This is a genomic window from Mycobacterium cajalii (assembly GCF_045809005.2).
GTDB lineage: Bacteria > Actinomycetota > Actinomycetes > Mycobacteriales > Mycobacteriaceae > Mycobacterium.
The window spans coordinates 5,413,849-5,426,071 of record NZ_CM141436.1; the positions used below are offsets into that span (position 1 = coordinate 5,413,849).

Below are 12,223 nucleotides of genomic sequence, written 5' to 3' on the forward strand. Positions count from 1 at the left end.
CGGGACGGGCCAGACGACATAACCGCTGGCCACGGGGCGATCACCTGGACGGCCCTCCGATGCCTTCTTACCTGACAACTCAGCTTCGTCGCCATCACGTCTCATGATGGGCGCCTTTCGTCGTTACTGCCGTGGGTCTGCATTCCCACTCGTTTGATGCTGCCCGGCGATCCCGCGGCGTGTGGAGGGCCGTTAGTCCCTAATGCCGCGGGGTGATCCGGCACGGCGGTTCGACACGCCTTAGACTCCGCGCATGAAACACGGTTGGTCATCGGCTGCCCGCGCGGGCTGCCCGACGCAGAGTCCCGCCCTGCGGTCGGTGCGGCCACTGGTGAAAATCCGCTGATGCCAAGGCTTTTCGTTGCCACCATCGCGGTGTTGGCGATGTCGGTGGCAGGCTGCGGGTCCGCGCGCGCGGCCGGCCCGCATCTCATCACACTGACGCTGGTGCGCCACGCCCAGTCGGAGGGCAACGCCTCGGGCCTGATCGACACCTCGGTGCCCGGCCCGGAACTCACGCCGCGGGGCTGGTGCCAGGCGACGCTGGACGCGGGGCCGTTGAGCGCCCACCGCTACGACGGCATCTACGCCTCCACCATGATCCGCACCCAGGAGACCGCCACACCGACGGCGCAGTCGCTGGGCGAACTGGTCGACGTGCTGCCCGGGCTCCGCGAGATCGAGGCCGGCCAGTACGAGGGACAACCCGAGGCCGGCATTGCGCAGACGTACCTGGCCGTCCCGTTGCGGTGGCTGCACGGTGACCGCAGCGCGCGGATCCCGGGCTCGATCGACGGCAACGAATTCAACGCCCGCTTCGGCGAGGCCGTCCAACGCATCTACGACAGCGGCGACGTGAACCCGGTCGCGTTCTCGCACGCCGCCGCGATCATGCTCTGGGTGCTGATGAACGTGCACAATCCCGACCGTTCGCTGCTGGCCGGCAATCCGCTGCCGAACCTGGGCCGCGTGGTGCTCACCGGAAACCCTTCCACGGGATGGGATCTGGCCGAGTGGGATGCCGATCCGCCGCCGTGCTGATCGTGGCGTGAACGGCGGAGCCGTCAGCCGCTGAAGCCGGGGGACGGAACCGTGGGCCGCTCGGTGACCCGCACGTCGCGCCCCGCGCCGGCACCGACGGTGGCGGCCTCCCCGCGCGCGAGGGCGACCGTCGCGACCATCACCAACGCCGCGCCGGTGGCCAGCACCAGCCAGCCGGTGCCGTCGGCGCGCAGGGTCTCGCCGAGCACGGTGACGCCGAGCACCCCGCCCACCAACGGTTTGGCGACGATGATCGTCGGGAAGGACGCCGTCAGCGCGCCGGCGCGATACGCCGACTGGTGATAGATCATCCCGGCCACCCCGGCGAAGATCCACGCGTAGAGCTCCGGTGTGCGCAGCAGGTGAGCGGCGTCGTGCTCGATCACGTCGACGACGCTCTTGGTCAGCACCGCGAACAGCCCCAACAACGAGCCGGCCACCGCCGCCAGCAGCACGGCCGCGACGGGGCGGTCCGACCAGGCCCGGGCGCCCATCAGGCCCAGGACCACCGCCGGACCCAGCACGGCGGCCACGATCAGCCAGGCCTGCATCGACGCCCGCTGCTGGCCGGCCGCCGGGTTGCCGACCGCGACGATCACCGCCAGCGCCCCGGCCAGCAACACCGCCCACATCCATTCCCGGCTGGTGATCCGATGACGGGACAACCGGGCATAGATGGGCAGGGCGAACAGCAGCGCCGTCACCTGCAGCGCGGTGACCAATATCACCGAACCCTTGTCGAGGGCCGCCGCGATCAGGCAGTAACTCGCGATGTCACCCAGACCGCCCAGCCACCAGCGGCCGTCACGCAACAGCATGCCGAACAGTGTCAGATGACCGACCGGCTTGTCGGTGACCTCCTGCGCGGACCGCTGCCGCACGACATTGCCGATCGCGGACGCCAGTGCGGCGCACAGGGCGAGCAGCGCCGCGATATCCGTCTTCGACATGAGGTGACCTCCTCGCCGGCCGTGCGTACACCACGTTGCGCCTGGCTCGTCGCGGCGGACGCCGCGGCGAAACCGCCTCATCGGCTCGTCTCTAATGTAGCCGCGGCCGGGAGGCGCTGCCTCAGAGCGGAAATTTGGTGGCGGTGAGCCGCTCGGAAAGGTCCCAGAGCGCGGTAGCCTTGGCCGCCCGCTTGGCCGGCCAGTTGCGCCACGTCGGCTGGGTGCGGCCGTACAGGCCGAATCGCGGGCCGACGAAGGTGTCGCCCGGCAGATCCTGCGACACCGCGTACAACGTCTGGCGGGCGCCGAAATCGGCGTCGGTGGCGACTATTCGATCGGCGGCCAACACCGCGGCGTCGCCCAATCGGCGGCCGGAGTTGCCTTGCAGGTTCGTGTGCGACCAGCCGGGGTGGGCAGCCAACGCGCGCAGCGAGGACCCGACGGCGTCGAACCGGCGCTGCAGCTCGCTGGTGAACATCAGGTTGGCGAGCTTGGACCGGCCGTAGGCCAGCCACGCCGAATACGGCCGGGACTGCCAGTTCAGGTCGTTGACGCTGAGGTAACCGATGTGGTGCAGCAACGAGGACACCGTCACCACCCGGTCGGTGAGCTTGGGCAGCAGCAGGTTGGTGAGCGCGAAGTGCCCGAGATGATTGGTGCCGATCTGGGCCTCGAATCCGTCGGCCGTGCGGGCGAATTCGGTGGCCATGATGCCGGCGTTGTTGACCAGGACGTCGATGGTGTCCACACCGTCGGCGAAGTCCCGCACGCAGGCCAGGTCCTGCAGGTCGAGCCGGCGAACCTCGACCTGCCCGGTTGCGTGACCGGTCATCCGCCGGACGGCGGCCTCCCCCTTCTCGGTGCTGCGTACCGCCACGATGACGTGGGCGCCCACTCTGGCCAGTTCGCGGGCGGTCACCTCGCCCAGACCGCCGTTGGCGCCGGTGACGACGACGGTGCGCCCGGCGAACGAAGGCAACTCCGCTGCAGTCCAATTCGGCATGACAGCCACACTAGCCAGAAAACCTGTCCGGCAGCGACCGGCCCATCGACAACGACGACATCGCGGGTATCGTTCGGGAAAGCGCGGAACCCGTCTGGGCCTCCGCAATTTTCGAGGAGTACGACATTGCGAACGCGATGCAGCCGGCCGCAAGGCGGTGGGTCTTAGATGTTTCTAGGGGTCATCGTCAACCCCCGTGCCCGCAAAAACCTTGCCGCGCGCGGTGATCGCGGCGCTGGGCTCCGCCACATCGTGGGCCCGTGGGGCGAGGTGCACCAAACCGACTCGATCGAGGACCTCCACGCGGCCATCGAAGAGCTCCATCCGCGGGTCACCCACCTCGTGGGCGACGGCGGCGACGGGGCGCTGCACTGGCTGGTCAACGAAATGCAGCAATGCGCGCCGGATCCCGACCGCTGGCCGGCATTCGTGCCCACCAACGGCGGCAGCGTCAACGCCGTCGCGCGCAAGGCAGGAGTACGCGGACGGGCCGACGCGATCGTCCGCGCGCTGGCGGCCGCGGCGGCGGCGGATCAGCCACCACCCGAAATGTGCCTGGACACTTTGGAACTCGACGGCACCACCGAGGATGGCGCAACGTTTCACCGGCTCTGCTTCGGGTTGGCCGCCGGCGGCGTCGGCAACCGGTTCTACGACAAGTACTACAGCTATCCCCACCACGGCCGCACCACCGTCGTCCGCGTCATCGGCCGCTCGCTGGGCGACTACGTCACCTCCAAAATCGTTCCCGGCCCGATGAACCGGCCCAACTATGCCGCTCACCTGTTCGAGCCCACCCGTGCACGCGTGGTGATCGACGGTGAGGAGGTCCCGACGCGGGCGCACCGGCTGCTGCACGCGGGCGCGATCGACCTCCATATCGGCGGTGGGTTCCGGCTCTTCCCCAAGGCATCAGACCCCGGTGCGTTGCACTTCCAGGCCGGCGAGACGCGCCCCTCGAGGATCATCGCGCAGCTTCCCGGGGCGTTGACCAACGGCACGATCCACGGTGACCGGGTCCGCGACGTCAACGGCCGGGAGATGGCGATCGAGGCCGAGGACGAGCCGTTGTCGCCGATCATCGACGGCGAACGTTTCGACGGCATCGTCAAGCTGGTGGCCCGCGCCGGGCCGCGAATCCGGGTCGCCCGGGTGTGAGCATTCCCGCCGCTCGGGTGTGCGACACCGGCGGTCAGTAGATCAGTTTCAGTAGATGCGTGGGCCTTGCCCCGGCCCCGGGCGGATCCCGCTCCTCATCTCTCCGGCGACGCATACGGCGTCAAAGCTATTTGCCGCGCCCATGCCCGATGCGCCACCAATGGCGCGGTCTCTGAATACGTTGCGACTCGGTATGCATAAATACGTAGAGGTAGAAATGCGCGTTTCAGTAGATGCGCTTTCGCAGACTGACTCCTGAAAATTGCAGTTCAATGCCACACTGATCTACTGATTCCCGTATTCACGCATCCATTTCGTGGTGCCCCAACCCGATTTATCCGTGCAGGTTAAGCGCGGCCTGTGAATTCAATGTGCACTACCCAACAAACCGTCCAAATCATTTGCTTGCGGACAATATCCGACGCTACATTCGGGTCTTACCGATTTATCCGGTCCGCTGTCGATTTCGGTACCACCAACCCGGAAGGGGGTGACTCCCACGATGGAGACGCTCATCGATTACCTGGCGATGTGGGAAGCCAGGAAGCCCGATCAGACACTCTTCCGGTTCGTCGACGTCGAAGGCCGCGAACTCGAGCACTACACCTACCGGGGCTTCGCCGAGCGGACCCGGGAGCTGGCCGCCTATCTGGCGACCGAGGCGGGGCTGCGACCCGGAGAGCGGGCTCTGCTGGTCTATCCGCCGGGCCTGGAGATGGTGGCCGCGTTCTACGCGTGCGCGCGTATCGGGGTCATCGCGGTGCCCGTCAGCCCTCCCCTGCCGATGGCATTCGACGCCGGCCTGGCCAAGCTCAGCTTCATCGCCCGCGACTGCCGGGCCACGGCCGTGCTGTCGACCAAGCAATTCGAGTTCGACTACCGGATGATGCTCGGCCACCGGGAGGGCGGCCTGCCCTGGCCGGACACCGAGCGGCTGCCCGAGCTGCCGTGGTTCGCGACGGACTGCACTCAGGACTTCGGCGGCGCGCCCGTCGCGGACACGCCCGGACGGGTACTGTTCCTGCAGTACACCTCCGGTTCCACCAGTGACCCCAAGGGTGTGGTCGTCAGCCACGCCAATGTCATCGCCAACGCCTCGGCCTTCGCCGACGAGGAGCTGACGGCGGTCAGCTGGCTCCCGCAGCACCACGACATGGGCCTGATCTCCGCTTACCTGTTCGTGATGCTGCTCGGCGGGACCACGCACGCGATGTCCCCGGTCGACTTCCTCGCGCGGCCGTCGGCCTGGTTACGGCTCATGAGCGAGGTGCGCGCGACCCACTCCCCGGCGCCGAACTTCGCCCTCGAGTACTGCCTGCGCGAGGACAAGCTGCCGGCGTCCGAGCTGGACGGAATCGACCTCAGTTGTCTGGACTGCGTGGTAGTCGGCGCTGAGCCGCTGCGCGCCAAGACTTTTGCCCGCTTCCGGGAGCGCTTTGCGCCCTATGGCCTACGGCCCGGGGCGCTGACCGGCGCATTCGGCATGGCCGAAAATACCCTGATCGTGTCCATCCGCGGCCGCCAGACCCTGGCGCTGAACAAGCGGGCGCTGGAGAAGAATGTCGCTCGGGTCGAAAAAGCCCTGCCCGAGAACAACAACCAGGCCCAGGTGGTCAGCTGCGGCAAGCCCACCACCGGTAACGTGGTCCGCATCGTGGACCCGGACACCGGGCGGGTGCTGGGCGACGGCCGCGTCGGCGAGATCTGGGTGGACGGTGCGTCCAAGGGTGGCGGCTACTGGAATCGCCCCGAGCTCAGCGCGGAGGCCTTCGAAGCCCGCATCGCCGGCGACGATCCGCGCGGCTATCTGCGCACCGGTGACCTCGGCTTCCTTTACGAGGGAGAGCTTTTCGTCTGCGGGCGCAGCAAGGACCTGATAATCGTCCGCGGCGTCAACTGCTACCCCTCCGACATCGAGGCGATCGTGGAGCGGTCGGCCGAGCAGATTCGCAACGGTTGCGTCGCCGCCTTTTCCGTCGAGCGGGACGACGCCGAAGCGCTGGTGGTGGTGGCCGAGGTGCGCGACGAGCGCGACCTGCCGGACGGCAGGATGCTGGCGCGTGCCATCCGCAGGCACGGCCACATCGATCCGCACACGATCGTGTTCGCACCCCCGCGCAGCATTCCCAAGACCACCTCGGGGAAGATCCGGCGCTCGCACACCCGCAAACTCTGGCTGGACGGCGAGCTGCCCACGGTGGCGAGCTACACCCACCGGCGGACCCGCGAGTACCTCGACACCGGCACCGGCCCGCTGGAGCGCTTCCGCGACCTGATCGAGAGTTACGACCTCACCGGGCAGGAGGACTGCTCCTTCGCGGACCTCGGCATCGACTCGCTGGCGTTGGCCGAGCTGCGCGGGGACCTGCAGGCCCTGCTCGAAGAGAACGGTGCTGCGGAACTCGCAGGCGAGGTCAACACGCGGCTGCTCCAACGGCTGACGGTGGCCGAATTCTTCGGCCTGGTGCGGCAGTTCGGTGACGCATCGGGGCAGCCACTGGATGCCCTGCGGCGGGCGCTGGCGCAGATCGCCGAGGAATACGAGGCCTACGAGACCTGCACGATGCGCGCCGACGCGCAACTGCCGCTGCCGCCCCTCCCGCCGGCGCGATCGGGCGAGGTGACCGACATCCTGTTGACCGGCGCCACCGGCTTCCTCGGGCCGTTCCTGTTGTCCAGCTTGCTCGAACGCGGTCCCCAAACCATCCACGCGCTGATCCGCGCGACGGATCCCGAGCACGGCCTGGACCGCATCGTCGCCTCCCTGCACCGTGCCCGGCTGTGGTCCCCGGGACTGGAGGCGGAGGTCAGGGCGCGGGTCCGGGTGATCTGCGGAGACCTGTCCGAACCGCACCTGGGGCTCGGCGAGGCGGGATTCCGTTGGCTTGCCGAGAACATCCACGCCATCGTCCACAACGGCGCCCTGGTCAACTACGTCCGGACCTACGACGCCCTGCGGCCCGCCAACGTCTCCGGGACGTGGGAGTTGTTGCGCCTGGCCATGACCGCGCACCGCAAGGCGTTCCACCTCGTGTCGAGCACCTTCATCTACGGCTGGAGCACCCTGCCGGTGGTCGGGGAATGGGACGCCAACGAGCAGATGAGCGGTCTGGACTTCGGCTACTCCCAGACAAAGTGGGTCGCCGAACAGTTGGTGCTGGCCGCGCAGCGGCAAGGCCTGGACGTGCGCATCTACCGCCCCTCCCTCATCTCGCCGACCAGCGCGGGCTTCGGCAGCCAGGAGGACATCCTCGTCCGTCTCACGGCGTTCATGATCGAGCACGGCGTGGCCGTCAACGCCCTCAACCAGATCAGCCTGCTGCCGGCGGACCTGGTCGCCGAGCACATCGTGGAACTGATGGGCCTCCCCGCGGAGGCGGGCACCGTGTTCAACATGACCGCGGACGACTACTACAACCTCATGGACGTCACGCGGATCCTGTCCGAACGCCACGGGTATCGCTTCGACTACCACGACATCCCGTCGTTCGTCGAGGAACTGGACCGCAGGTGCGGGCAGCGCGACCCGCTGTATCCGCTGGTCGATTTCCTCATCCGCTCGTCCGGCAAGATCGAGGCGATGCGCGACAAGCGCTACGACAACGCCCGCTACCGGCAGGCGCGCGATCGGGCCGACTTCCGGCTGCGCGAACCCGCGCTGGCCGAAACCGTCGACAACCTCGTCCGGTTCCTGCGCGGCGAGGGCCTGATCGGGCAGGACGAGGCCGAGAGGCGACGGATCGCCTGACGAATCCGGGGAGTTCACGATGTTCACTGTCGATGACCGGGCGACGGGTCCACGCGAGGCGTCGCACCAACACGAGCGGCTGGTCCTGCAGGCGCGCGACGTCGAATTCGACTGGGCGGCGCTGCCGTTCTACTACGTGCCCGGCGAGCCCTTCGCGACCCACTTCTGCAACGTCCTGCACCTGTTGCTGCCGGCCGGCGAGGAGTTCATCGTCGGGGCGTTCAAGGACGCGTTACCGCTGATCCGCGACGACCAACTGCGCCGCGACGTACAGGGCTTCATCAGCCAGGAGGCGATGCATTCCCAGGCGCATTCGGGGGTGATCGAGCACTTCGCCGCCAAAGGCGTTGACGTGGAGCCATTCACGAACCAGATGGCGTGGCTGTTCCAGAAGCTGGTCGGCGACCGGCCGGGGTGGAGCCCGCGGCGTCGGCAGAGCTGGCTGGTCGAACGGGTGTCGATGATCGCGGCCCTCGAGCACTACACCGCAATCCTGGGCGAATGGGTCCTCGACACCCCCCAACACGACGCCCTCGGCACCGATCCGGTGATGCTGGACCTGCTGCGCTGGCACGGCGCGGAAGAAGTCGAACACAAGGCGGTCGCCTTCGACACCATGAAGCATCTGCGCGCCGGATACTGGCGACAGGTGCGCACCCAACTGCTGGTGACGCCGACGCTGCTGTGGTTGTTCATCCGCGGCGTGCGGTTCATGTACTCGGTCGACCCGCACCTGCCGCCGGGGACCAGGCCGCGCTGGCGCGATTACTTCGGCGCCTCGCGCCGTGCGCTGGTGCCCGGGCCCTTCCAATTCCTGCGGGTCATCCTCGCCTACTACAAGCCCAGCTTCCATCCGTCGCAGCTGGGCGGCGTCGGCCGCGCGGTCGACTACCTGGCCAGATCGCCCGCGGCCCGCGCGGCGCACTGACTTTCCGGAGGACCGATGACCCAGCTCACCGTGACGGCAGCCGACGGCGTACCGCTGGCGGTCCACGCCTACACCGACGTCGACACGCGACGCCCGACCGTCCTGGCGATCCACGGCTATCCGGACAACCACCACGTGTGGGACGGGGTCGCCGAACACCTCGGTCGGCGTTACAACGTCGCGGCCTACGACGTGCGCGGGTCTGGGGAATCGGGGCGCCCGGCGGGTAGGACGGGATACGCTCTACCGCAGCTGGTTTCGGATGTCGGCGCGGTGATCGACGGTTTCGGCGTCGGCGAGGTGCACCTGCTGGCCCACGACTGGGGCTCCATCCAGTGCTGGGCCGCCGTCACCGACGAGACGGTGATGGGCAAGGTCGCCTCCTTCACGTCGATCTCCGGGCCGCACCTGAGCTACGCGGGCAGGTTTCTGCGGTCGGCACGCACGCCCCGTGCGGTCGCCGACGTCGCCAAACAGGTTCTGGCGTCCATGTACATCTGGTTCTTCCTGTGCCCGGCGCTACCGGAACTGGCGATCCGGACCCGCGCGACCGTGAAGGTCTTCGAGACCGTCGAAAGGATCGGTCGCCCGCGCACCGCGGCCCGGCGCGGCGCGCGGTACCGGTCGATCGGCGACTACCTCAACGGGCTCAACCTTTATCGGGCCAACATGCCCGGCGCGGTCCTGGCGCCACCGCCGCAACTGCCGCAAACCAGTGTCCCCGTGCAGGTGCTGGTGGCGCGTCAGGACTACTTCGTGTCGCCGGCCCTGCAGCGGTTCACGGCCTCGATCCCGGCCGGGGGCCGCGTCGTCCCGATCGAGGGCGGCCACTGGGTGGTGACCTCACACCCCGACGTCGTCGCCCGCCTGACCGGCGAGTGGGTCGACCGGGTCGCCGCGCGCACCAACGGACATACGACCGGAATAGGACAGTCGTTGTGAAACCGATCCTTTGGCGCAGCAGGCCGGCGGACCTGTACGGCCGCCACAGGCACGACCGCATGTACACCGCTCTCTGGGGCGCGGGCGTTCTCTTCGGTGGCTTCGCGTCGGCGTCGCGCTGGACACCGTCGCGTGTCGTGCCGGTGCAGCGGACCAACACCGCCGTGGTCACCCGGCGCGAGCAACTCACATCCGACGTGGTCGCGCTGACGCTCGCCGACACCCAAGGTGGGCTACTGCCGTCCTGGACCCCGGGCGCGCACATCGACGTCCGGTTGCCGTCGGGCCGCCGGCGCCAGTACTCGTTGTGTGGGCCGCCCGGGCGGCGCACCGACTACCGCATCGCCGTACGTCGGATCGCCGACGGCGGCGGCGGTTCGATCGAGATGCACGACGCCTACGGCGTCGGCGACACCCTGGTCTTCGAGGGCCCCCGTAACGCCTTCCATCTCGTCACCGACGAGCGTGACGTGCTGTTCGTGATCGGCGGCATCGGCGTGACACCCATCCTGCCCATGATCCGGGCGGCGCAGCCGCGTGGCATCGACTGGCGCGCCGTCTACGCCGGACGCAGCCGGGAGGACATGCCGCTGCTGGACGAGGTGATGGCGGTGGCCCCGGAGCGCATCACCGTGTGGGCCGACGACGAGCGCGCCCGAATCCCCACGGCAGCCGACCTGCTCGCCGGGGCCGGACCCACGACGGCGGTCTACGTGTGCGGGCCCACCCCGCTGCTGGAATCGGTGCGCGCCGCACGCGACGAACACGCCGACGCGCCGCTGCACTACGAACGGTTCAGTCCCCCACCGGTTGTCGACGGCGCCCCGTTCGAGCTCGAGCTCGCGCGCTCACGTCGGGTGCTGGCCGTGCCGGCGAACCGTTCCGCGCTGGGCGTCATGCTCGACGGTGACCCGGGCGCCGCATACTCCTGTCGGCAGGGGTTCTGCGGGACCTGCAAGGTCAAAGTGCTGGCCGGGGAGGTCGACCGCCGGGGCCGCGCCGCGGAGGGCGATGACGAGATGCTGGTCTGCGTGTCGCGGGCCAAAGGCGATCGCGTGGTGATCGACGCCTGAACGCGGATCAGTCCGCCGGGGTGAACTCGATGTGCAGCTCGGTGAGCCCGCGCAGCAGGAAGGTGGGCTCGTAGCGGTACTGACGGTCGGTAGGCGGGCCGTGTTTGGCCGCACTGACCACGATCTCGCGGGTGCGGTCGAGCAGCCGGTTGATCGTGACCTGCCCCTCCACGCGGGCAAGCGGCGCGCCCGCGCAGGTGTGGATTCCGCGTCCGAACGCGATATGCTCGCGCACGTTCTTGCGGTCGATCTGGAATTCGTCGGGGTTGTCGAACTTCCGGGGATCGCGGTTGGCCGCTCCCAGGCACAGCATGAGCACCGTGCCCGCCTTGACGGGCACGCCGCCCAGCGTGGTGGTCTTGCGGGCCAGCCGGAAGTCGACCTTGGTCGGGCTCTGCATGCGCAGCGCCTCTTCGATGAACGGGCCGACGAGGTCTCGGTCGGCACGCAGCCGCTCCTGCAGGTCGGGCCGGTCGCCGAGCACCTGCACCGCCGAGCTCAGCAGCTTGGTCACGGTCTCCTGACCGGCCGCGAACAGGAAGGTGGCCGGGCGGACCACCTCCAGCAGCGGCGGGGTCGAGCCGTCCGGGTAGGTCGCGGTGGCCAGGCCGGTGAGGACGTCGCCGCGGGGCCGTTCTCGCCGCTCGGCGATGTAGCCGCTGAACAGGTCGTCGAGGTACTGCAGCGGGTTGCTGCCCACCGGTTCGTGGTCGAGGGCACCCACCCTGGCGCCCGGGGCGTTACCCGCCCCGAGGTTACGGCGGATCGCGGCGCGGTCCTCGTCCGGCACCCCGAGCAGGTCGGCGATCGCCAGCGTCGCGAACGGCTTGCCGTACTCGCCGAGGAACTCGCAACTGCCGTTGGCGAGGAACTCGTCGAACTGGCGGTCCGCCAATTGCCATATGTAGTCCCGGTTTTCCTGCAGCCGGCGCGGGGTCAGCAGCCGCCCGAGCAGGGAGCGCGCCTTGTCGTGTTCGGGGGGATCCATGACGACCATGTGCTCGAAGATCGGGAACTCGTGGCGATGCGCCTCGATCAGCGCGCTGATGTCGTCGCCCTGCGGGGTGAACGGCAACGGGGGGAACGGGCCGCCGATCGCGTTGACCGCCGAGAACGAGTCGAAGTCCTTGAAGGCGGCCTGGACCTCCTGGTACCCGGTGACGGCCACGACCCCGTGATGCGGCTCGCGGAACACCGGACCCTGGCTGCGCAGGTAATCCCAGTAGGCGTAGGGATTCTGCGCGATGTCGGCGTCGGTGAAGTAGTCGACGTCAGCGAGATCAGTCATGGGCGCTGTCCTTTCCGTGGTCACGCCGACGGCTTGGCGCGGACGCCTTCCTCGCGTTCGCCAACTCGCGTACTGATCGACCGACCAAATTG

The 12,223-nt window shown here is 68.6% G+C and carries 9 protein-coding genes; 6 read left to right on the forward strand and 3 right to left on the reverse strand.

Annotation, left to right across the window (positions count from 1 at the left end; genetic code table 11):
- The first annotated feature begins 345 nt into the window (after positions 1-345).
- Complete coding sequence (locus tag ACJ512_RS25750; protein ID WP_407686657.1) at positions 346-1,041, forward strand: histidine phosphatase family protein; 696 nt, start codon at positions 346-348, stop codon at positions 1,039-1,041.
- A gap of 23 nt (positions 1,042-1,064) precedes the next feature.
- Here the strand turns inward: ACJ512_RS25750 and ACJ512_RS25755 are convergent, their stop codons facing one another.
- Positions 1,065-1,991 (reverse strand): DMT family transporter, encoded by a 927-nt coding sequence (locus tag ACJ512_RS25755; protein WP_407686656.1) that lies wholly within the window; start codon positions 1,989-1,991, stop codon positions 1,065-1,067.
- A gap of 121 nt (positions 1,992-2,112) precedes the next feature.
- A complete protein-coding gene (locus tag ACJ512_RS25760) occupies positions 2,113-2,994 on the reverse strand; it encodes an oxidoreductase (protein WP_407686655.1) in 882 nt (293 codons plus the stop codon).
- 168 nt (positions 2,995-3,162) lie between these two features.
- Here ACJ512_RS25760 and ACJ512_RS25765 point away from each other — a divergent pair, with 168 nt between their 5' ends.
- From ACJ512_RS25765 to ACJ512_RS25785, 5 genes are all read left to right on the forward strand, one after another.
- Positions 3,163-4,152 carry a diacylglycerol/lipid kinase family protein gene (locus ACJ512_RS25765; protein ID WP_407686654.1) on the forward strand — a complete coding sequence of 330 codons (990 nt, stop codon included), beginning with the start codon at positions 3,163-3,165 and terminating at the stop codon, positions 4,150-4,152.
- 502 nt (positions 4,153-4,654) lie between these two features.
- Complete coding sequence (locus ACJ512_RS25770; protein ID WP_407686653.1) at positions 4,655-7,900, forward strand: thioester reductase domain-containing protein; 3,246 nt, start codon at positions 4,655-4,657, stop codon at positions 7,898-7,900.
- 19 nt (positions 7,901-7,919) lie between these two features.
- Positions 7,920-8,828, forward strand: coding sequence for a metal-dependent hydrolase (locus tag ACJ512_RS25775; protein WP_407686652.1), 909 nt, complete (start codon positions 7,920-7,922; stop codon positions 8,826-8,828).
- A gap of 15 nt (positions 8,829-8,843) precedes the next feature.
- Complete coding sequence (locus tag ACJ512_RS25780) at positions 8,844-9,770, forward strand: alpha/beta fold hydrolase (protein ID WP_407686651.1); 927 nt, start codon at positions 8,844-8,846, stop codon at positions 9,768-9,770.
- Complete coding sequence (locus ACJ512_RS25785; RefSeq protein ID WP_407686650.1) at positions 9,767-10,843, forward strand: PDR/VanB family oxidoreductase; 1,077 nt, start codon at positions 9,767-9,769, stop codon at positions 10,841-10,843. The genes ACJ512_RS25780 and ACJ512_RS25785 overlap by 4 nt, the downstream gene beginning before the upstream one ends.
- 7 nt (positions 10,844-10,850) lie before the next feature.
- On the opposite strand, the gene ACJ512_RS25790 is transcribed toward ACJ512_RS25785, so the two are convergent.
- Positions 10,851-12,131: a cytochrome P450 gene (locus ACJ512_RS25790; RefSeq protein ID WP_407686649.1), complete on the reverse strand. Its 1,281-nt coding sequence runs from the start codon at positions 12,129-12,131 to the stop codon at positions 10,851-10,853.
- Between the last annotated feature and the right edge of the window lie 92 nt (positions 12,132-12,223).

Excerpts from the sequence above, each read along its gene's own strand:
- ACJ512_RS25760 (WP_407686655.1), bottom strand. The coding sequence starts at position 2,994 with ATGCCGAATTGGACTGCAGCGGAGTTGCCTTCGTTCGCCGGGCGCACC.
- ACJ512_RS25780 (WP_407686651.1), top strand. The coding sequence starts at position 8,844 with ATGACCCAGCTCACCGTGACGGCAGCCGACGGCGTACCGCTGGCGGTC.
- ACJ512_RS25750 (WP_407686657.1), top strand. The coding sequence starts at position 346 with ATGCCAAGGCTTTTCGTTGCCACCATCGCGGTGTTGGCGATGTCGGTG.
- ACJ512_RS25775 (WP_407686652.1), top strand. The coding sequence starts at position 7,920 with ATGTTCACTGTCGATGACCGGGCGACGGGTCCACGCGAGGCGTCGCAC.
- ACJ512_RS25790 (WP_407686649.1), bottom strand. The coding sequence starts at position 12,131 with ATGACTGATCTCGCTGACGTCGACTACTTCACCGACGCCGACATCGCG.
- ACJ512_RS25770 (WP_407686653.1), top strand. The coding sequence starts at position 4,655 with ATGGAGACGCTCATCGATTACCTGGCGATGTGGGAAGCCAGGAAGCCC.
- ACJ512_RS25755 (WP_407686656.1), bottom strand. The coding sequence starts at position 1,991 with ATGTCGAAGACGGATATCGCGGCGCTGCTCGCCCTGTGCGCCGCACTG.
- ACJ512_RS25765 (WP_407686654.1), top strand. The coding sequence starts at position 3,163 with ATGTTTCTAGGGGTCATCGTCAACCCCCGTGCCCGCAAAAACCTTGCC.